At 65.1% G+C, this 19,342-nt stretch carries 18 protein-coding genes and 1 tRNA gene; 9 read left to right on the top strand and 10 right to left on the bottom strand.

Features of this window, described 5'->3' with window-relative positions; all coding sequences use genetic code 11:
• Positions 1 to 2: 2 nt before the first annotated feature.
• Entirely contained in the window at positions 3 to 776 is a 774-nt protein-coding gene (locus tag QGV54_RS15390) for a carbon-nitrogen hydrolase family protein (RefSeq protein ID WP_281019822.1), read from the bottom strand.
• Positions 773 to 1,531 carry a hypothetical protein gene (locus tag QGV54_RS15385; protein WP_281019823.1) on the bottom strand — a complete coding sequence of 253 codons (759 nt, stop codon included), beginning with the start codon at positions 1,529 to 1,531 and terminating at the stop codon, positions 773 to 775. The genes QGV54_RS15390 and QGV54_RS15385 overlap by 4 nt, the downstream gene beginning before the upstream one ends.
• A gap of 123 nt (positions 1,532 to 1,654) precedes the next feature.
• Here QGV54_RS15385 and QGV54_RS15380 point away from each other — a divergent pair, with 123 nt between their 5' ends.
• Positions 1,655 to 2,818, top strand: a complete 1,164-nt coding sequence (locus QGV54_RS15380) for a Xaa-Pro peptidase family protein (RefSeq protein ID WP_281019824.1) — start codon at positions 1,655 to 1,657, stop codon at positions 2,816 to 2,818.
• Positions 2,819 to 2,888: 70 nt separating this feature from the next.
• Here QGV54_RS15380 and QGV54_RS15375 read toward each other — a convergent pair whose 3' ends face one another.
• Positions 2,889 to 4,679, bottom strand: coding sequence for a hydantoinase B/oxoprolinase family protein (locus tag QGV54_RS15375; protein WP_281019825.1), 1,791 nt, complete (start codon positions 4,677 to 4,679; stop codon positions 2,889 to 2,891).
• A gap of 14 nt (positions 4,680 to 4,693) precedes the next feature.
• Entirely contained in the window at positions 4,694 to 6,769 is a 2,076-nt protein-coding gene (locus tag QGV54_RS15370; protein ID WP_281019826.1) for a hydantoinase/oxoprolinase family protein, read from the bottom strand.
• 95 nt (positions 6,770 to 6,864) lie between these two features.
• Between QGV54_RS15370 and QGV54_RS15365 the strand changes: the two genes are divergently transcribed.
• From QGV54_RS15365 to QGV54_RS15345, 5 genes are all read left to right on the top strand, one after another.
• The gene (locus QGV54_RS15365) at positions 6,865 to 8,403 is read left to right on the top strand and encodes an MFS transporter (RefSeq protein ID WP_281019979.1); all 1,539 of its coding nucleotides are present in this window, start codon (positions 6,865 to 6,867) and stop codon (positions 8,401 to 8,403) included.
• 114 nt (positions 8,404 to 8,517) lie between these two features.
• A tRNA-Ala gene (locus QGV54_RS15360) sits at positions 8,518 to 8,593 on the top strand.
• Between the two features lie 338 nt (positions 8,594 to 8,931).
• Positions 8,932 to 9,609, top strand: a complete 678-nt coding sequence (locus QGV54_RS15355; protein WP_281019828.1) for a nitroreductase — start codon at positions 8,932 to 8,934, stop codon at positions 9,607 to 9,609.
• Positions 9,610 to 10,290: 681 nt separating this feature from the next.
• Positions 10,291 to 10,716: a MucR family transcriptional regulator gene (locus QGV54_RS15350; protein ID WP_348637647.1), complete on the top strand. Its 426-nt coding sequence runs from the start codon at positions 10,291 to 10,293 to the stop codon at positions 10,714 to 10,716.
• Between the two features lie 142 nt (positions 10,717 to 10,858).
• A complete protein-coding gene (locus QGV54_RS15345) occupies positions 10,859 to 11,353 on the top strand; it encodes a GFA family protein (RefSeq protein ID WP_281019830.1) in 495 nt (164 codons plus the stop codon).
• Positions 11,354 to 11,356: 3 nt separating this feature from the next.
• Here the strand turns inward: QGV54_RS15345 and QGV54_RS15340 are convergent, their stop codons facing one another.
• Positions 11,357 to 11,962, bottom strand: a complete 606-nt coding sequence (locus tag QGV54_RS15340; protein WP_281019831.1) for a 2-hydroxychromene-2-carboxylate isomerase — start codon at positions 11,960 to 11,962, stop codon at positions 11,357 to 11,359.
• A 115-nt stretch (positions 11,963 to 12,077) separates the two neighbouring features.
• Here QGV54_RS15340 and QGV54_RS15335 point away from each other — a divergent pair, with 115 nt between their 5' ends.
• Positions 12,078 to 12,746, top strand: coding sequence for a hypothetical protein (locus QGV54_RS15335; protein ID WP_281019832.1), 669 nt, complete (start codon positions 12,078 to 12,080; stop codon positions 12,744 to 12,746).
• Positions 12,747 to 12,907: 161 nt separating this feature from the next.
• Here QGV54_RS15335 and QGV54_RS15330 read toward each other — a convergent pair whose 3' ends face one another.
• Complete coding sequence (locus tag QGV54_RS15330) at positions 12,908 to 13,930, bottom strand: histone deacetylase family protein (protein WP_281019833.1); 1,023 nt, start codon at positions 13,928 to 13,930, stop codon at positions 12,908 to 12,910.
• Between the two features lie 59 nt (positions 13,931 to 13,989).
• Between QGV54_RS15330 and QGV54_RS15325 the strand changes: the two genes are divergently transcribed.
• Positions 13,990 to 15,267 (top strand): D-amino acid dehydrogenase, encoded by a 1,278-nt coding sequence (locus QGV54_RS15325; RefSeq protein WP_281019834.1) that lies wholly within the window; start codon positions 13,990 to 13,992, stop codon positions 15,265 to 15,267.
• A gap of 4 nt (positions 15,268 to 15,271) precedes the next feature.
• On the opposite strand, the gene panB is transcribed toward QGV54_RS15325, so the two are convergent.
• Genes panB through QGV54_RS15310 form a run of 3 tightly spaced genes read right to left on the bottom strand, consistent with a single transcriptional unit; the run spans position 15,272 to position 17,699 of the window.
• Positions 15,272 to 16,090: a 3-methyl-2-oxobutanoate hydroxymethyltransferase gene (gene panB, locus QGV54_RS15320; protein WP_281019835.1), complete on the bottom strand. Its 819-nt coding sequence runs from the start codon at positions 16,088 to 16,090 to the stop codon at positions 15,272 to 15,274.
• Positions 16,087 to 16,491: a carboxymuconolactone decarboxylase family protein gene (locus tag QGV54_RS15315; protein WP_281019836.1), complete on the bottom strand. Its 405-nt coding sequence runs from the start codon at positions 16,489 to 16,491 to the stop codon at positions 16,087 to 16,089. The genes panB and QGV54_RS15315 overlap by 4 nt, the downstream gene beginning before the upstream one ends.
• A 20-nt stretch (positions 16,492 to 16,511) precedes the next feature.
• Positions 16,512 to 17,699, bottom strand: a complete 1,188-nt coding sequence (locus tag QGV54_RS15310) for a CaiB/BaiF CoA-transferase family protein (protein ID WP_281019837.1) — start codon at positions 17,697 to 17,699, stop codon at positions 16,512 to 16,514.
• A gap of 131 nt (positions 17,700 to 17,830) precedes the next feature.
• Between QGV54_RS15310 and QGV54_RS15305 the strand changes: the two genes are divergently transcribed.
• Positions 17,831 to 18,631 carry an N-acyl homoserine lactonase family protein gene (locus tag QGV54_RS15305; protein WP_281019838.1) on the top strand — a complete coding sequence of 267 codons (801 nt, stop codon included), beginning with the start codon at positions 17,831 to 17,833 and terminating at the stop codon, positions 18,629 to 18,631.
• Between the two features lies 1 nt (position 18,632).
• Here QGV54_RS15305 and QGV54_RS15300 read toward each other — a convergent pair whose 3' ends face one another.
• Positions 18,633 to 19,244: a hypothetical protein gene (locus QGV54_RS15300; protein ID WP_281019839.1), complete on the bottom strand. Its 612-nt coding sequence runs from the start codon at positions 19,242 to 19,244 to the stop codon at positions 18,633 to 18,635.
• Positions 19,245 to 19,342 lie beyond the last annotated feature (98 nt).

The following is a 19,342-nucleotide window of genomic DNA, read 5'->3' as shown; positions in this document are numbered from 1 at the left end:
GCTCAGACCAGCCGGTCCCGCAGGGCTGCCACATCCCGCAGATAGGGCAGTCTGGTGCGCGCGCTGCGGACCTGGTCAGGATCCATATCTGCCATGATTACGGCTTCCGTTGCGCCTGCACGGGCCTGATCACCCCCGACCGGGTCGAGAATCACGCTTGATCCGGCGTAATTGAGTCCATTTTCCGTTCCGGCGTGATTGGCATAGACTATGTGGGTGCCGTTCTCGAAGGCGCGTGCCGGAATCACCCTTTCGGCAACGACTGCCCATTGCGCGGCAAGCGCGGTGGGGGCGAGGATCACTTCCGCGCCCGCTGCAGAAGCCGCACGCGCAGCCTCGGGAAATTCGATGTCGTAGCAGATCAGCAGGGCGATCCGGATGCCGTGGAGGTCGAACAGGGTCAGGCCTTCGCCTGCCGTGAAATGCCCGACCTCCGGTCCGGGCGGAATGACGAGCTTCCTGTGGTTGGCCAGCGCCTCACCATCACGCCCGATGCAGAGCGCACTGTTGTAGATCCGGCCCCCTGCCGCTTCCGGGTAGCCATAGGCGACCGCCGTCCCCGTCGTTCTGGCGATCTCCGAAACGCGACGGGCGAAGGGGCCGTCCTGCCCTTCGGCCAGTTGCCGGATGCGGTCACCGACGTGATAGCCGGACATGAACAGTTCCGGGCAGAGCAGCAGATCGGCCTGTGCCTGTTGCATCACCTGATACAGCCTCGCCAGACGCGCCTCCGCATCCGCGCCAGCCAGATCACACTGGAACACCGCAACCCTCATGGCAGATGCAGCAGGCGGCCGAGCCCGTCCAGCCGGTCATCGATGCCCGCCAGCCGCAGGGTGTCCCAGAGCATCGCCTGATTGCTGGCGATGACCGGCTTGTCCGACTGTTCCTCCAGCCGCTGCACGACGTCCAGCGTCCGCAGCGCACCGCAGGAAACGAAGATTGCATCCGCGTCGGGCCGATCGAGGGACATGGCGAATTCCCGGATAAAGTCGGGGGTTACCCGGATCATGTCGCTGTCCTTCTCCAGGTTCAGGCCCTGAATGTCGAGCACCTCGAAGCCCGCCCGCTCCAGATACTCGGTCTCGCGGTGATTGATCTCGTCGAGGTAAGGCGTTGCCACGACGATCCGTCTGGCGTGAACAGCGCGCAGGGCGCGGATGACGCCGGTGATCAGCGATGTGGCCCTCGCCTTCGGTGCGCCCCGGTTCAGTTCAGCGAGGACCCGGTCCTCCCCGATCACCAGACTGCCGGAGGTGCAGGCGTAGCAGACGACATCCAGTGATCCGTCCGGCAGCAGGGTTGTGGCCGCCCCGGCCAGCCGGTCGGCCTGCGCCGCAAGCGTGGCATTGGTGATGGAGTCGGGGATGGCAGCGCGGGTGAAATGCATGCCGACGCCGTCCGGCGCGTGGCGCATCATGTCATCCTCGATCGTCTGCTCGGTCGCCAGCAGCACGAAACCGATCTTGGCGCGGTGATGACGACCGGCGTCGAACCGGACATTCCGTGTCGCTGGTGGATATTGCGTCATCCGCATCGCGCTCCCAATCTGTTGCAAGAATTCCACGTGCCTGAACGTCGTACCAGTTCCGAATGCGACCACCGGTGTCGGCGGAAGGCTGACCGGACAGAAGACCTTGAGGGAGACGCACTGATGCTGGAGCAGGCACGCCAACGGACCATCGCGTTTCAGCAGCGGATGCGGGAGGAGGGGATCGAGGTCGCCGTCCTGACCGACGAAAGCTCAATTGCCTGGCTGGCCGGATTCTGGGGCTATCTGTCCGTGGAGTTTGGTCGCCCGACATTCCTGATCATCCGCCCGGACGAGGAGCCAACGGTTCTCACCCCACTGATGGAAAGCGAGATGGTGGGTTCCATGACCTGGGTCAGTCGGATCGAGACCTGGGAGGATGCGGGCGCCAACCGCTGGGAAACCGTTCTGGCGCGCGTGCTGGGGGACCGGCACAGGCACGTCGCGGTGGAGACCGCGACCTTGCCCGCCATCGTGCGCAACTGGTTCGACAGCAGCTTGCCGGACACGCTTCTGACCGACATTGCACCGGTGCTGGGGCCGATGCGCATGATCAAGTCGTCGGAAGAGATCACCGTCATGCGCCAGGCCGGGGAGATCGCCGGGGCAATGATGGTGGCGGCGGAGGGCGCGCTGGCTGCAGGCGTGCCGGAGTACGAGGCCGCGCTGGCGGTGATCAATGCCGGGACACGCAAGGCCGCCGGGTTTCTGACAGCGCGGGGGTGGGAGGCCTTTGTTTCCCCCATGATCCACAATCTGCAGGTCATGCAGTCGGGCCGCGACACCTCGATGGTGCATCGCCGTGCCAGCGTGAAGCCGCTGGCGGTGGGCGATCCGGTCTACTTTTGCTTCTGCAACATGGCGCAGTTCAAGCTCTACAAGCTCGGGTTCGACCGCATGTTCTTTGTCGGCGAGGTTACCGATGATGCCGCCCGGGTGCAGCAGGCCGCCATCGACGCGCAACAGGCGGCGATTGCCGCGATCCGTCCGGGCGTGACGGCGGAATCCGTGGCGGAGGCCGCCAACGCCGTCTATGGCGAACGCGGCTATGTCACCGGCTATCGCACCGGTCGCTCCATCGGCATGTCGTATCTGGAGGCTCCCGAACTCAAGGCCGGGGACACCACCATCCTGCAACCAGGCATGACCTTCGCCGTTGACGGCGGGATCAGTCTGGACGGCAGCCTTGGCGGGCGTATCGGCGATTCCATCGTGGTGACGGCCGACGGTTGCGACTACCTGACCGACTACCCTCGGGAGATCATCATCGCGGGCGGTGGTCGGTAGGTGGGGTGTCCCCTTCCCCCCTGAAGGGGAGGAAGGGGCTTTCTTCAGACCCGGACAGGCCGGGTTCCGGTCACGCGGCGGCGCGTTCCGCGCGCAGCTTCTCGGTGGCGGCAAGGTCGAGTGCCAGGGTCTCGTCGTCGCCTGACCCGGTCAGCACGACACCATAGATGTCGCGGGCCCGGTCGGGGGTTTCATAGCGTTCCAGCACATCCTTCAGGACCTTGCGCGGATCGCGGTCGAGCGGGCTGCCGTAGCCGCCACCGCCGGAGTGATTGCCGCGCACCCGCTCGCCCTTCTTCAACTGGACCTCGACGATGCTGGGCAGTTCCTCTTCCAGCCCGTTGGCGCTGACCTTGAAGTGCTGGCAGGCCGAGCCGGCGTCCCCGCCCCGGACACCCTTCGGTGCGTAGATGGTGCCGTCACAGGGCCAGAGCACATCCATCGGCAGTTCCGTCGGGCCGTAGGAAAGTTCCATGGCCGGTGCGCCGCGCCGCCGCCCGGCGCCGCCACTGCCGGTGACGATGCGCAGATACTGGAACTGCAGCGGATGCTTCAGTTCGTCGATCTCCACCGAGTCGCGATACATCAGCCCGGCCACGACCGGAAGACCATAGGTGATCCAGCCGTCCGCGTTCGGGCCCGCGGGGCCACCGGAACTGGCGATGATCAGCTGGTTCACGTAGGGCTCGGCGTCGGAGCGGTCGTCCTTGCCCGACACCACGGCGAAGCCCGCGCCCATGCCGACGCCGCCTTCAGCCAGACCCCAGCCATCGCCGATCTCCGCGAAGGCGGACTGGACGATATTGATCAGGCGGTCGGCGACATTGGTGGTGGACACCGAACAGCTGTGCGGGAACTTCGGCCGACCGGCGATGGCACCTTCCTTCAGGTGCAGGCGGATACGGCGGAAGGAGCCCGAATTGCGCGGCACTGTCGGGTCCAGCGAATTGAACACACCGGCGATGGTCGAGGCAGAGGCACAGGCCTCACTCTCGTTCAGGCCGCAATCCACATTGTCGATATTGTCGGTCAGATCGACATCGATCATCTGCTCATCCGGGTCGACCCGCACCTCCACATTCAGCGGAATGCCTTCCGGCAGCAGGTCGCCATAGGGGTCATGCGCGCCGGAATTCTTCAGGGTCGATTTCGGCAGCTTGGCGATGGCCTGGGCCATGCGCTCCTCCGAATAGTCGAACCAGTCGCGGATGAAGGCCTTGATGGTGTCCTTGCCGTATTTCTCGCAAAGCTCCTTCAGGCGCCGTTCGCCGATCCGGGCGGAACCGATGCCGGCCAGATAATCGCCGTACCACTGACCTGGCACCCGGATGCGGGAACGGCACATGCGCACCACATCATCGATGTTCTTGTAGTCACGCTGGATGCGCACCGCCGGGAAGATCAGGGCACCTTCCTCGTACTGGTCCTTGGCACTGGCCATGTAGGTGGTCGGCAGGGAATTGCCGATGTCCGCCTGGTGCGCCTTGGCCACCGCGGTGAACATGTGCTCTCCCTCGAAGAACACCGGCACCAGGAAGGTATGGTCGGCGGCGTGGGTGTTGCCCGAATAGGGGTCATTGTGCAGGTAGCAGTCGCCTTCGCGGATGTCGTCGTTGAAGTCGGTCATGGCCTTGGACTGCATGTGGCTGCCGAAGATGTGGATCGGCAGGCCCTCCGCCGCAGCCAGCAACTTGTTGTCACCGGTGCAGATGGAACAGCTGAAGTCCCGCGCGCTGTTGATCACGGCGGATCGCGCGGCACGCAGCAGGGTGTTGGTCATTTCCCGGATGATGCCGTCAACGCGGTTGGCGATGATCGCGGTCATGTAGGAATCGAATTTCTCGTTCTTGGCTTCAGTCATGGGAGGGACTCCTTTCAGGCCACGTCGAGACGATAATTGCCAGCCGCGCTGACGGTTGCGGACATGCCAGGATAGACGACAAGTGTGGTCGTCGGCTCCTCGATGATCGCCGGGCCGTCGATGCGGTTACCGGGTTCGATGTCCGATGCCTTGTAGATCGGGGTGGTCACCGGGGTGGCGTCCCCGAAATAGCACTGGCGGCTGACGGTGGGCTTGCCGGCCTCCGAGGTGCTGTCGATGGCCCCGGCGATGACCGGCGGTTCCGAGATCTGCACGACCAGCCGGACCTTCCAGGTCACGACTTCCACAGGGCTGCCTTCGTCACGCACGGCGAAGACCCGCTCATGTACCTGGTGGAAGGCCTCGACGAAATTGTCGAGATCCTGCTGGGAGTGGAACCGCGACGCGCCGATCGGGGTATCCAGTTCCCAGACCTGTGCCAGATAGCGGGCTTCGGCCACATACTCCAGCCGGTAGCGGTCGCCGCCGCCGGGCAGGGTGTGCCGGAACGTCTCCAGCCGTTCTTCCAGTTCCTCCAGCGTCGCGTTGACCGCTGCCATGTCGAAGCGGTTCGACAGGGTGACAAGGCTCGTCGCTTCCTCTGCCACGATGTCGGCGAACTGCATGCCCGCCGCTGACAGGGCCGAGGCGACCTTCGGCAGGATCACCCGGTTGCAGCCAAGTTCGCTGGCAATGGTCATGATGTTGACCCCTGCCGCGCCGCCGCCCGCGACGATGGTGCTCTCACGGGGGTTGAAGCCTTCGTTGATGGTGATGTCGCTGATGGCACGCATCATCAGGTCACTGGCCAGGCCCATGATGCGGAAGGCCGTTTCCTCGACCGTGTAGCCGGCCTGTTCCGCCACCCGCGCCACCGCGCGGCGTGCGGCCTCCACGTCCAGCGTCATGCGACCACCCAGGAAGTAATCCGGATCGAAGTATCCGAGCACCACGGCCGCATCGGACACCGTCGGGTCCTCGCCGCCGTTGCCGTAGCAGGCGGGGCCCGGGTCGGCGCCTGCCGACTGCGGGCCGACCCGCATCAGCCCGCCTTCGTCGACCCAGGCGATGGAGCCGCCGCCCGCACCGATGGAGCGCATGTCGACCGAGGAAATACCCAGCAGGTCGCCCGTGTAGAGACCACCCAGCCAGGTATCGCGGCTGAAGGTCAGGCGACCGTCGCGCACCAGCCCGACGTCGAAGGTGGTGCCGCCCGTGTCGCAGATGATCACATTGTCGCCCATCGCCTCGGCCTGGGAGAAGGTGAGGCCCGCGATCGGGGCCATCGCCGGGCCGGAGCCGATGGTGTAGATCGGCTTCTGCACCAGTGCCTCGACATGGTTGCAGCCGCCCGCCGTGGTGCTGACCAGGATCTCGCCCGCATAACCTGCCTCGCGCATGTCCTGCTCCAGCCCGCGCAGGTGCGACTGCATCAGCGGCTTCAGGGACGCATCGATGGCAGTGGCGGACGCGCGGCGATACTCGCGGACGATGGGGATCAGTTCATGTGACAGCGTGAACGGCACGTCGGGCATGATCTCCTGGATCATCGCACCGATGGCAAGCTCGTGCTCCGGGTTGGCGATGGACCAGATCAGGCAGACGGCAATCGCCTCGAAGCCCCGGTCCCGGATGGTTTCCAGCGTGGCGCGGGCCTGTGCCTCGTTGAACGGGATCGTCACCTGACCCTGCGCGCCGATGCGCTCCGAAATCTCGAACGTGTGGCGGCGCGGGATGTAGGGGTCGGGAAATTCCTCCGTGAAGTCATGCGGATTGAACTTGCCGCCTTCCTTCAGCAGCAGGATGTCGGGGAACCCTTCCGTGGTGACAAAGGCGGTCTTGGCCACCGTCTTGGTGACAATGGCGTTGGTCGCCCGCGTGGTGCCATAGATCAGCAGATCGGCCTGGGCCAGCAGTTCACCAAAGGAGATCCCCAGTTCGCCTGCGGCTGCGGAGATTGCCTCCTTCATGCCGACGGATATCCGGTCCCTGGTCGTCAGCGCCTTGCCGATGGTCATCTGGCCCTGAGCGTCGGTCACGACCACGTCGGTGAAAGTTCCTCCGGTATCCACGGAAATGCGATAGGCCAAGGTGCTCTCCATACGTTCATGAGTTTGTGCACGAAAGCTTAAGGGCATGCTGGCCGTCAATGCTTCGACAGAGGCGCACCAATGATTGCCAATTCGTGCTGCACCGCGATACCGCGCCGTCGAGACGGGCTTCACGGCCCCGCCAGCTTGTCGCCATGCGTCCGCTGCGCCAGATTGGCGAGGCCATGACCGTCCCGACACCAGAACCGCGCCAGACGCCCCATGCTCCCTGGCAGGAATTGCTGCAGGGCGGGCACCTGCCGCGCTTCGTCGTGCTCTGTCTCGGTGTCTGGCTGCACGCGGCGGACGCATTGATGGTTGCGACCCTGATGCCCAGCGCTGTGATCGAGGTTGGTGGCGCACCCTGGATGGGCTGGACACTGGCGCTCTACGAGATCGGCTCCGTTGTCGCGGGTGCAGCCACCGGCCTGCTGGCGGTTCGCATTGGCCTGCGTCTGGCCATGTGCGGTTCCGCCAGCCTGTTCGCGCTCGGGTGCCTGGCGAGTGCCGTCGCACCCGACATGGCGGTGATCCTGATCGGTCGGCTGGGGCAGGGGCTGGGCGGTGGCGCACTGGTCGCCATTGTCTTCGTTGCCACGGACCGGCTGTTTCCGGACCGTCTGCTGCCCGTGGTCATGGCGCTGATCTCCGCGATATGGGGGGCATCCGCCTTCTGCGGACCCCTGATCGGGGGCATCTTCGCCAACGCCGGTCTCTGGCGCATGGGCTTCGTTGCCTTCGCGGTTCAGGCCATCCTGCTGGTCCTGCTCGCCCTTTTCCTGCTGCGCAGCGACCGGCCTCCCAGGGGGCGTGCATCTTCAGGCGCGGCGGCCGCGGTACCCTGGACACGCCTGTTGCTGCTGCTGCTGGCCATCGTCTCGATCGCCACGGCGGGAACGCTGGCAGCAGGCGTGGCCTCGGTCGGCCTGATCCTGCTCGGCGTCATGATACTCGTGACCTTCTTCCGGCTGGACCGGGGGGCTGTCGTCCGCCTGTTCCCGCGCAACACCCTGGCGATCGGGTCGCCTGTCGGTGGCGGGATCCTCTTCGTCCTGTTCTTCTCCACCGGCACCATCTCCTTCACGCTCTACGGTCCGCTGCTGGCGCAGATGCGGTTCGGGGTCTCGCCCCTGGTCGGTGGCTATCTGGTGGCTTCCGAGTCCGTGGCCTGGACGATTGCGGCGCTCGCGGTTTCAGGACTGTCCCAGCGCCACGGGATGATCGTGATCCGGGCCGGTGCGGCGCTGATGACCATCGGTGTGCTGGGATTGGCGATGGCCCTGCCGCAGGGGTCGATCTGGAGCGTGCTGCCGTTCACCTTCTGCCTCGGTGCAGGCTTTGGCGCTGCATGGGCCTTTGTGCTGCGCCGCGTCATCGCCTCGGCGCTGGAGGGTGATCGCGAACGGGCTTCTGCCGCCGTGCCGACGACACAGATGATCGGCTACGGTCTCGGTGCCGCGCTTGCCGGTCTGTTCGCCAATCTGGCAGGTTATGCGGACGGCATCGATGCGGCGGATACCGGTGTGGTCGGCTTCTGGGTGTTCGCGGGTTTCGCCCCCATACTGGCGCTGGGCTGGCTGACGTTGCGGGGTCTTTCGCGGTGCGCGGAAAGTGCATCGGCGGCCGCAGACTGACTGCCGGTTCGCCTGTTGGCCCCGGGCCGTATTGAGCGCTTGCAATCCGCATCGGCTTTGCCTAGTTTCCGCCTCCGTCGCGGGCCGCTTTGCGGAGCTCGCCACGAAAGCGGTGGGGCCATAGCTCAGTTGGGAGAGCGCTTGAATGGCATTCAAGAGGTCGGCGGTTCGATTCCGCCTGGCTCCACCATTTCTCCTTCTTCGCTGAAATGACCTCCGAGGGGCTCCCCCGTCGCGCACCTTGATGCCCGTCTGTGGTTTTCCTTGCCAGGGTGAACGTGGTCGCGGTTTCCGAGGAGATGGAACTCGTACGTACCGCGGCGAAAGCTGTCGCGATCCATTTGCCGGCGCGATCCCGGATCCCGACCGGGTTGCCTGTTCGTTTGCCGAGAGAGAAGTGCATTGTCCCAACCTGCGTGCAGCGCAGTCCGGGTGCCCCGGTTTTCTGCCCCCCTGCCGACGCGGTCCATGGTATCTGGGTGCAGGATGCGGCTCTGGTCCGCACGGCAGACCGATGGGGGAGAGACGATGGAATTTGACGAACTGGTGCGCGCGCGCCGCAGTATCCGTGGCTACAAGCCTGATCCGGTACCGCAGGCGCTGATCGAGGAAATCATCGAGCTGGCGACCGGGGCGCCGTCCTCCATGAATACCCAGCCCTGGCACCTGCATGTCGTGACGGGGGAACCGCTGGACAGGATCCGGCAGGGCAACAGCGAACGGATGCTGGCCGGTATCAAGCCGCAGCGCGAGATCCCGACCCATGGAGAGTACGAGGGCGTGCACCGCCAGCGGCAGATCGACATCGCCGTGCAGCTCTTCGAGGCGATGGGAATCGAACGCTATGACAAGGAACGCCGCCAGGACTGGGTCATGCGTGGTTTCCGCCAGTTCGATGCGCCGGTCTCGATTGTCGTGACCTATGACAAGGACCTCGACCCTGGCGCGACGATCGCGCATTTCGATCTGGGCGCCGTGACCTACGGTCTTGTTCTGGCCGCCTGGACCAGGGGTCTGGGCGCCGTCATCAACGGGCAGGGCATCATGCAGTCGGCGGTGGTTCGCGAACACGCGCGGATCCCGGAGGATCAGGTGATCATGACCTGTGTCGCGATGGGCTATCCGGATGAGGATTTTGCAGCCAACAAGGTGAAGTCGGTCCGGCGCCCGGTCTCCGAGGTTGCCACATTCGTCGGCTTCGACTGATCACCGGGGGCTGACCGGAGCATCCTGGCACCCGTGTCCGGCTGACAGTACGGCCGGGTTTCGGGCACCTGGTGCCCGACAGGCAGCTAATGCGTGCATGAAACGAAGATGAAGCAGCCGGAAAGGGGTCGGGGCCTGTTGCCTTCTGATGGGTTTCAGCCGGTCGCGCGGCAGGTGCGTCGCGCTCCATGCATGCATGACCGATTCGGCAAATCGCATCTGCGTGATTTACGCCCGGTCACCGGGTCGCCGGGTGCCGGAGAATTGCCGCTGCGGTGCGCCCATTGGCCATGCATCGAATGCGTGGGTATGGCGCGGTCTCGACATGGCTTTCCGTTAAGGGCGACTCCGGGCGACGGTTCAGTCGCAACAGAGGCGCGGCCAGCCGCTGTGCGTTCAGTCATCGCGGAGGCGTCGAGACCTGCACTGTCGCCCACTTAGCCGACCTGTTATCTATCCCCCCGGCGGTGACCGTCAGCGCATCGGCCTGTTGTCTTGGCGGCGTGGATACGCTCCGATCACCTGCGGAATTCAACTCTTCCACCCTTGATGGTGACGGGGGACCGATTGCTGTTTTTGGTTGCAATTCCGGCTTCGTCCGATCAGCATATTGTTTGAAAGCAAGGACTTAATGCAATTGTCTGAAATTCGGACAGGGCATCAGTACGGTATCTTGGGAGGATGCGGGTGAGCAGTGAAGATGAAGACGGTTCACTTGCGCGGATCCTGAACATGACTGTTCAGATCGTGACCGCCTACGTTGCAAGAAATGAAATCGGTGTCGACGGACTGGTTTCCCTGATCGGCGACACGCAGGCTGCACTTACCGGGATCAAGAGCGGCGGCGTTGCGCCGGATCCGCAGGATCAGGAGCCGGCTGTGCCGATAGAACAGTCCGTCAGGGACCAGTATCTGATCTGCCTGGAAGATGGACGGAAGCTCAAGACTCTCAAGCGGCATCTGCAAGCGGCTTACGGACTGACGCCCGAACAGTACAGGGCCAAATGGCTCCTTCCGCCCGACTACCCCATGGTCGCTCAGTCCTATTCGCGCCAGCGCTCCGAATTTGCCCGGAAGAGCGGTCTCGGCAAGAAGCAGAACGACTGAAGTCCGGTCGGTGCCGCTGCGCGCGGCAATTGTACGAAACCGCCATGATGGATACGGTCCCGCGGGGGGCAGGACCGGTCCGCAGTCGACGATGGTCGGGCTGCATGTCTGCCTCCGGACATTATGGAGGAGAAACCGGAAAATGTTGCTTGAGGGATCATGCCATTGCCAGGCGGTTCGGTTTCGGGTGCTCTGCCCGCATCCCTACCCCTTCAACGTCTGTTACTGCGGCATCTGCCGCAAGACCGGTGGCGCCGGTGGTTCGGCGATCAACATTGGTGCGGAGGCGGCGAGTCTCGAGATCCTCCAGGGGGCGGACCAGCTTCGCAGCTACCATGCGCGCATGGAGGGCGACGACGGGACCGTGTCGCAGAGCAATGCGGAACGGAGATTCTGCGGAACCTGTGGCTGCCACCTCTGGCTGTTCGACAGCCGCTGGCCGGACCTGATTCACCCGCTGGCCAGTGCGATCGACACGCCCTTGCCTGTCCCGCCGGAGCATACGCACCTGATGACGGACTTCCGGCCGGACTGGGTGATGTTCCGCCCCGATCCGACGGATCGCCAGCATGGGCGCTATCCCGATGAGTCCATAGCTGACTGGCATGCGCGCCTTGGTCTGGCCGACAGCGACTGAGCTTCACCAGCCGTCGCGGGTCATCCACTGGTCCAGCATCTCGATCCGGTCCGCACCCCAGAACAGCTCACCGTCAACGATCATGGTCGGGGCGCCGAAGACTCCCTTGTCGCCGACGGCTTCCCGGGTCAGCTCCCGCAGTCGGTCCTTGATGCCCTGATCGGCGATTGCCCGCGCGGCCTGATCCGTGTCGATGCCGGTTTCACCTGCCACCTGCAGCACGACCGCCCTGTCACCGATGAACCGGTTTTCGACGAAATAGGCGCGATAGATGGCGTGGAGGAACGGCACGGCCTGCTGTGGCCGGTGCCGGTCCAGCCAGATGAACAGCCGCGAAGCGTCCTGTGCCGCCGCCGGAAAGGGATCGGGCAGCGAGAAGGGGATGTTCCAGAGCCGCGCCGAGCGCGCGAAATCATGCGTGGAATAGCGCCCCTTGGCATCATAGTGGGTCAGGGGCTTGGTACCCTCCGCGCGGAAGGCGATGCCCAGCAGGAAGGGACGCCACGCGACGCTGCGCCCGTGCTTCGCGGCCAAATTCTCGATCCGCTCCGACGCCAGATAGGCATAGGGGGATGAGAAATCGAACCAGAACTCGATTTCCTTCGCCATGCGTCCGCTCCATGTTGTCCGTGTCACGAGATAGCGGTCACTGCGACGCGGTCAATCCGCGACAGCGGCACGGGAACCGGTTGCGCGCCGGCTGACCTGCTGGGATGCTGCGGCCATGTCGAGAATTGCTTCAGTCCTTCTGGCCCTGCTGCTGATGACAGGTGTCGGTCATGCCGCCAATTGTCCGGTTGCCGAGGTTGCGGATTTCCAGGCCAGCATCGAATGGCTGGAGCCGGAGCTGATCCAGGATCAGGCGTCCGCAGCGCTGCCTGCGTCGCAGCGGCGTGGCCAGAGTTTTCCGGGCGCGAACCGGCGGAAACTCGGCTCCACGGAGTCGTCACTGCACGTGCGGACAAACCTGGTGGTGTCGGAACTCGCGGCAGACCGGGGCTGCTATGCCCTGTCACGCCTGGTGGTCAATATCGTGGCCGGCCCCGTCAGGATCTTCGTGGCCCGCGAACTGGACCCTGACAGTTGCCCCTATCGCGTCACCCTGGCGCACGAGCAGAAGCACGTCGATGTCTTTCGGGAGGCGGCGGAGAACCTGCTCGCCGAACTGGAGAACGACATGCGCGTGCCGTCCATGCGCCAGTCCATCCCGGCAGAAACCATTCAGGTGGCCGTTGAGCGCTTCCGGCAGGCCATCAACGTGCTGGTCGGCGATGCCCGAAGGCGGGTCGACCAGGAAGCCACGCGCCGGAATGGTGAGCTGGACACCCGCAGCGCCTATCGCGCTGAGCAGGAAAAGTGCCCGATGCAGGACTGGCGCATTCCGTTCGAGTAGGTCTCGGTCGTGCCTGTTTGTGCACCCCGGCCAGCCCTCTCCCCCTCCCGACCACCCATCAGGATACTCGCGTGGGTGGTCGGGAGGGGGAGAGGGCTGGCCGGGGTCAGCAGACAAATCCCCGTAGGTCTGGCCGGGGCCATTCAGACAGCCCCCGCCCCTCAGCCGTTCTCGAAACCGTCCAGGAAGGCGGCAAGATTGGCGCCCAGTTCCTCGCAGAGGTAGCCACCTTCCTGAATGATCGCCACCGGACCGGGGAAGGCAGAGATGGCGGCACCTGCGCGTCGGAAGCCTTCGGTCGTGATCTTCAGGACGCCAAGCGGATCATTCTCCTGCGGGTCCAGGCCAAGCGACAGCAGCAGGACCTCGGTGCCGTTGCGCTGCAGCTCGGTCAGGGCATGGTCGATGGCCTGCAGCCAGCCTTCATCGCCGGTGCCCGGCGCCTGGGGCAGGTTCAGGTTGAACCCCAGCCCTTCGCCCGCACCACGCTCCCCCGCGTAGCCCGCGAAGAAGGGATAGAAGTTGCTCGGATCCGCATGAATGGAGACGAAATAGATGTCCTTGCGGTGATAGAAGATGCCCTGCGTGCCGTTGCCGTGGTGAACATCGATGTCCAGGATCGCCGCGCGATGGCCCTGTGCCCGCACCCAGTCGGCGGCGATGGCGACATTGTTCAGGAAGCAGAAACCGCCAGCCTGGTCGTGATAGGCATGGTGTCCCGGCGGGCGGCAGAGCGCATAGGCCGGCGATCCGTTGCTGAGGACGTCAGCGGCTGCGGTTACCGCGCAGTCCGCGGCGGCCCGCGCCGCCTCCCAGGTTCCCGCACCGATGGGGCAGGCCGTGTCGGCCATGTGCCAGCCGGCCTGTCCGATGACATGCGCCGGATAGTGATCCATGTGCCGCCCCGGATGCATGTTGGGAATGACCGACGGCGAGGGGTTGGGCAGGGCCTGCCAGCGCTCGTGCGCGGTGGCCAGGAATCGCAGGTAGTCGATGCTGTGAATGGCGGCAATGGCGCTATCCGGTGCCGGATCGGGTGCGGTGATCTCGTGTCCCGCGCTGCGGACTGCGGCAAAAAGCCGGTCGGCCCGTTCTGGACATTCGGGACTGGGGAGGACACGTCCGCTGGAGATGAATGACTCCGGCGCGTGCAGTTCCTGTTTCGGACTGTATATGACTTTCATGCGGCGGATGTTGGACCAGACGGCGGGCCCCGGCAAGCCGTCGCGGAACCCGGTCACAGGTGACAGGAGACGAAGCCTTGCGGATCGTCGTGCTCGGCGCAGGAATCATTGGTGTGACGACGGCCCATGCCCTGGCATCCCGTGGTCACGAGGTGACCGTGGTCGATGCGGAGGCGGGACCGGCGAACGGGACCAGCTTTGCCAATGGTGCGCAGATCAGCCCCTCGGAGGCCGTGCCCTGGGCTTCGCCGGGGTCGCTGCGCCTGGCGCTGCGCTGGATGGCAAGTGCCAATGCGCCGTTCCGGCTGAACCTGCGGGCCGACCCGCGGCAATGGGCCTGGCTGGGCCAGTTCGTGCGGAACTGTACCGACGGTCGCTGGCAGGCGAATGCGCCGGCCATGGTCCGGCTGGCGGAGCACAGCCGCCACTGCCTGCAGGCGCTGAACGAGAACCATGAGCTGGCCTACCACCGCGAAAAGCGGGGCATCCTGCGTGTCTACGACAGACCGGAGAAGGCGCGGGCGGAACTGGCCCATATCGGCCATGTGATGCAGGACCATGATGTGCCGCTGCAGGTGCTCGACCCGGACGGGTGCGCCGCACTGGAACCGGCGCTGGCCGATGCGGTGGCGAGCGGACGCGTCGGGGCGGGCATTCTGGCACCCACTGATGAAACCGGCGATGCGCATCAGTTCGCCATCGAACTGGCCCATGTTGCCGCCGCGGCAGGCGTCCGGTTCCGCTATGGGGAGCGTGTCAGGTCCATCACCTCATTCTGCGATCATGTCACGGGGGTCGAGACGGACCGGGACGAGATCCGCGCCGAGCGGGTGGTGGTGGCGCTGGGTCTGGCGTCGGTGGATCTGATGCGCGGCCTCGGCGTGGCCCTGCCGATCTATCCGGTGAAAGGCTATTCAGCCACCGTGCCGGTGGCGGGCTCCAATCGTGCACCACGGGTCAGCATCACCGATCAGGGCAATCGCTTCGTGGTCAGTCGGCTGGGCGACAACCTGCGGGTCGCGGGCAAGGCGGACATCATCGGGCACGATCGGGCCATCGATCCGCATCGGGCCAGCAATGTCCTTGATGACCTGTTCGGACTGTTCCCGGAGGCGGGTGACCGCAGCCGCGCCACTGTCTGGTCCGGCCTGCGGCCCATGACACCCAGCGGCATTCCGCTGATCGGGGCGAGCGACATGGAAGGCCTGTATCTCAACACCGGCCACGGTTCGCTCGGCTGGACCATGGCCGCCGGTTCCGCCGACCTGCTCGCCCACCTGATCGACGGCCAGCGCCCGGCCATCGACCCGGCCCCCTACGCGCCGGTTTCGCGCTGACGGGTCACTTGTCCTTCGGCATGCCGAAACAATGTTCGGGTCCGGGGAAGGTGCGGGCGCGGACTTCGTCGGCGTAGGCGCTGACAGCCGTGCGGATGGTGTCGGAGGCTTCGGCGTAGCGCTTGACGAACTTCGGCATGTAGTCGCTGGCCAGTCCGATCAGGTCGTTCACCACCAGAATCTGACCGTCGCAGGCGGGCGAGGCCCCGATGCCGATGGTGGGAATGGCAACGGTTTCGGTGATCTCCCGCGCCAGTGGCTCGATCGTTCCCTCGATCACCATGGCGAAGGCACCGGCATCATCGACGGCCTGCGCGTCCGCCATGACCTTCAGCGCCATCTCCGACTTGCGGCCCTGTGTGCGGAAGCCGCCCATCATCGCGACCTTCTGCGGCATCAGGCCGACGTGGGCCAGCACAGGGATCCCTCGTTCGGTAAGGAACCGGATGGTCTCGGCCATTTCCTGCCCGCCCTCCAGCTTCACGGCGGAGCAACCGGTTTCCTTCATCATGCGCACCGCGTTGCGGCAGGCCATCTCCGGACTTTCCTCGAAGGATCCGAAGGGCATGTCCACCACCACCAGCGCCCGCTTCGCACCGCGCGTCACGGCCTGGCCATGCATGATCATCATCTCCATGGTGACGCCCTGCGTGGTCGGCAGCCCGTGAACCACCATGCCGAGGCTGTCGCCGACAAGCATGAAATCGACAAGGTCGTCGATGGCACTGGCCGTCGGATAGTCATAGGCGGTCAGCGAGACAATCGGTGTGCCGCCTTTCCGGGCCTTGATTCCGGGCACGGTCATCGGCTTCTGGTCGGTCATTCGGATTTCATCTCCTCGTTCGGGTCGATGCCTTCTTCCTCCATTACCTGCCGGGCCAGCCGAAACGCCTCGACGCCCGCCGGGATGCCGCAATAGACCGCGACCTGAAGCAGCACCTCGCGGATCTCCACCAGGCTTGCGCCATTCTTCAGCGCGCCCTTGAAATGCAGCTTGAACTCCTGCGGCCGGTTCAGGGCCGACAGCATGGCGAGATTGAGCAGGCTGCGGTCCCGGCGGCTCAGCCCCTCGCGGCCCCAGGCCCCGCCCCAGCAGTATTCCGTCACCATGTTCTGGAAGTCCTGGTTGAAGGCGTCGGCGGCGGCCATGGCACGGTCGACATATTCCGCACCCACCACTGACTTCCGGATATCGAGCCCGGTTTCGAACAGATCCTTGTCCATCGTGTCTCCCCCGTCGGGTTTCAGGTCCGCCGCTCTTCCAGCGTGATGCCGGCGGCGTAGAGCTTGTCGATCGCATCCTCGTCCAGGCCGGCCTCCCGCAGGATGGCGCGCCCGTCGACACCGAAGTCTGGTGGTGTCGAGCGCACCGAGCCTGGCGTGCGAGAGAGTTTCACGGGGATGCCGGTGCCCCGGTAGTTGCCCTTCGACACCACCATCTCCCGCGCCAGCGTATGCGGATGCGCAGCAACCTCCGGCACCGTCAGGGCGGCACCGGCGGGCACACCGCTGGAAAGCAGCTTCGTTGCCAGTTCCAGCCCGTCCCATTCGGCGCACAGCGGTTCCAGGATCGCGTCCAGTTCCGCGCGGTTCACGCTGCGGTCGGGATTGTGCAGGAACCGCGCATCCTTCGCGACCTCGGGTCTGCCAAGGATCTCCATCAGGCGCTGGAACTGGCGGTCATTGCCCACCGCCAGGAACAGGTCCGCGCCCTTCGTGCGGAACAGGTCATAGGGATAGATATTGGGATGTGCGTTGCCGGTCAGCTTCGGCGCATTGCCGGACTGGAAGAAGTTCGGGGCGTGCGGATGCTGCATCGCCACACCACAGTCGAACAGGCTGACATCGACATACTGGCCCTTGCCGGAGCGGGCGCGTTCCTGCAGCGCCGCGAGGATACCGATGGCGGAATAGAGACCGGTGCCGAGGTCCACGAGCGGAATGCCCAGGCGGACCGCGCCGCTCTCGGGCGCGCCATTGACCGAGATCAGGCCGGTCCAGGCCTGGATCGCGGCGTCATAGCCCGGCAGGCCACCGAACGGGCCATCGGCACCGAAACCGGAGATACGGCAGTGCACCAGCTTCGGGAAGCGCTTCGACAGCACGTCCTCGTAGCCGATGCCCCATTTCTCCAGCGTGCCGGGCTTGAAGTTCTCCATCAGCACGTCCGCGCCTTCCAGCAGCGTCATCAGCACCTCGCGGCCTTCAGCCTGCGACAGGTCGAGACCGAGGCTGCGCTTGTTGCGGTTGACGCCGGAGAAATAGGCCGAAAGACCGTCCTGGAACGGCGGTCCCCAGTCGCGGACCTCGTCCCCCTGCGGGGGTTCCAGCTTGACCACATCGGCACCGTGATCCGCCAGGATCTGGGCGCAGTACGGCCCACCCAGGACCCGCGTCAGGTCAATGATCCGAAGACCGTCGAGAGCGCCCATGTTTTCACATCCTCCTCAGGGGAATTCAGGTTGGCTCAGCGATAGGGGAAGGTCAAAGGGCTTGCAAGGGCCGGACGTCTGGTGACGATGAGGGTTGCAGGAACGGGGACTGAAGACCGGGGGAGAATCCGATGACCAATGCTGCGCCATTCGAGGTCTATGCCATCAAGTATGCCGAGCGGGAGGCACGCCGCGGCGATCACTTCATCGGGGGCGACCCGCATGATGCGCCGATGGACATGGACTATTTCATCTGGGCGCTGGTACGCGATGGCAAGGTCTGGGTGGTCGATACCGGCTTCGACGTGCTGGATGCGGAGCGGCGCAACCGGCGCCTGGTCCGCACGGTGCGGGAGGGACTGGCCCTGATCGGCATCGAGAGCCATGACGTCGAGGACGTCATCATCACCCATCTGCACTACGACCACATCGGCGGGCATGCACATTTCCCGAAGGCCCGGTTTCATCTGCAGGACAGCGAGATGTCCTATGCCACCGGACGCCAGATGACCCGCCCCGCCATCAGCCATGCCTATACCGCCGACCATATCGCCGATCTGGTCCACCACGTGTTTCAGGGACGGGTCGAGTTCCATGACGGAGAGGCCGAACTGGAACCCGGCCTGTCGGTCCATCATGTCGGCGGCCATACACAGGGCCTGCAGGTGGTCCGGGTCTGGACCCAGGTCGGCTGGATCGTCCTCGCCTCCGACGCCAGCCACTACTACGAGAACATGGAGGCGGACCGCCCCTTCGTCATCGTCTGGAATCAGGGGGAGATGCTGGATGCCTTCCGCACCATGCGCCGTCTGGCCGATGACCCCGACTGCATCGTCCCCGGCCATGACCCGAAGGTGTTCGACCGCTATCCTTCGCCGCAGGGGCAGAAGGGCATGGTGGTGCGGCTGGACGTGATGCCGTCCCGCGGCTGATCTAGGCGAGAACGCGCAATCCGTTCAGCATCGCGCGGGCGACCTTTGCGGGCAGGGTGGTGACCATGTCGCCGGTGCCCCGGGGCACGGTCGCAACCCCGGCAGACGGGATCACCCGGGCGAGTTCCAGGATCGATTCCATGCTGACCTCCGCGTCCTGCTTGCCCCAGACAAGCGTCGTGCGGCAGTCGATATGCCCCAGCCGGTTGCCGACACCTTCACCTGAGACGGGACGCTGTTCCGCATCCAGCCCGATCGGGGACAGCAGGAAGAGGTGACTGAAGGTGCCGGGCATGGTGGCGGCCAGTTCGGCGGCCACCGCCGCGCCTGCGGCATGACCTGCCAGCATCGGCGACCTGAGGTCCGACGCCGAAAGCAGTTCGATCACCTTGCGCTGGATCAGCGGGACATCGCCGATTGCCCGGAATCCGTCCAGGACCGGGGCAAGAACGGCAAATGCGGACGACAGTTCCGACAGCAGGCTCCGGTCCGCCTCCAGCCCGCTGATCCCGTGGATGTAAAGCAGGGGACGCCCGGAGCCGTCATTGGTCTTCAGGACGGTACATTCACTGCCGTCGGGCAGGCGGAGAGCCGAACGTTGCAGGCCGTTCATGTCGATGCGTCCTTCGCTCGCCAGGTGATGCGGCGTGTCTGTCCAGGGCATCGCGGGTCAGTGTGATGTCCCTGCCGCATTCATAGTTGGAGATCATG

This window comes from Minwuia sp. IMCC3060 (genome assembly GCF_029909435.1).
Lineage (GTDB): Bacteria > Pseudomonadota > Alphaproteobacteria > Minwuiales > Minwuiaceae > Minwuia.
The sequence above is the reverse complement of the archived record's forward strand: the minus strand, read 5'-3'. Positions and strand labels throughout refer to the sequence as shown.

Excerpts from the sequence above, each read along its gene's own strand:
- QGV54_RS15390 (WP_281019822.1), bottom strand. The coding sequence starts at position 776 with ATGAGGGTTGCGGTGTTCCAGTGTGATCTGGCTGGCGCGGATGCGGAG.
- QGV54_RS15385 (WP_281019823.1), bottom strand. The coding sequence starts at position 1,531 with ATGACGCAATATCCACCAGCGACACGGAATGTCCGGTTCGACGCCGGT.
- QGV54_RS15380 (WP_281019824.1), top strand. The coding sequence starts at position 1,655 with ATGCTGGAGCAGGCACGCCAACGGACCATCGCGTTTCAGCAGCGGATG.
- QGV54_RS15375 (WP_281019825.1), bottom strand. The coding sequence starts at position 4,679 with ATGACTGAAGCCAAGAACGAGAAATTCGATTCCTACATGACCGCGATC.
- QGV54_RS15355 (WP_281019828.1), top strand. The coding sequence starts at position 8,932 with ATGGAATTTGACGAACTGGTGCGCGCGCGCCGCAGTATCCGTGGCTAC.
- QGV54_RS15350 (WP_348637647.1), top strand. The coding sequence starts at position 10,291 with ATGCGGGTGAGCAGTGAAGATGAAGACGGTTCACTTGCGCGGATCCTG.
- QGV54_RS15345 (WP_281019830.1), top strand. The coding sequence starts at position 10,859 with ATGTTGCTTGAGGGATCATGCCATTGCCAGGCGGTTCGGTTTCGGGTG.
- QGV54_RS15340 (WP_281019831.1), bottom strand. The coding sequence starts at position 11,962 with ATGGCGAAGGAAATCGAGTTCTGGTTCGATTTCTCATCCCCCTATGCC.
- QGV54_RS15335 (WP_281019832.1), top strand. The coding sequence starts at position 12,078 with ATGTCGAGAATTGCTTCAGTCCTTCTGGCCCTGCTGCTGATGACAGGT.
- QGV54_RS15330 (WP_281019833.1), bottom strand. The coding sequence starts at position 13,930 with ATGAAAGTCATATACAGTCCGAAACAGGAACTGCACGCGCCGGAGTCA.
- panB (WP_281019835.1), bottom strand. The coding sequence starts at position 16,090 with ATGACCGACCAGAAGCCGATGACCGTGCCCGGAATCAAGGCCCGGAAA.
- QGV54_RS15315 (WP_281019836.1), bottom strand. The coding sequence starts at position 16,491 with ATGGACAAGGATCTGTTCGAAACCGGGCTCGATATCCGGAAGTCAGTG.
- QGV54_RS15310 (WP_281019837.1), bottom strand. The coding sequence starts at position 17,699 with ATGGGCGCTCTCGACGGTCTTCGGATCATTGACCTGACGCGGGTCCTG.
- QGV54_RS15305 (WP_281019838.1), top strand. The coding sequence starts at position 17,831 with ATGACCAATGCTGCGCCATTCGAGGTCTATGCCATCAAGTATGCCGAG.
- QGV54_RS15300 (WP_281019839.1), bottom strand. The coding sequence starts at position 19,244 with ATGAACGGCCTGCAACGTTCGGCTCTCCGCCTGCCCGACGGCAGTGAA.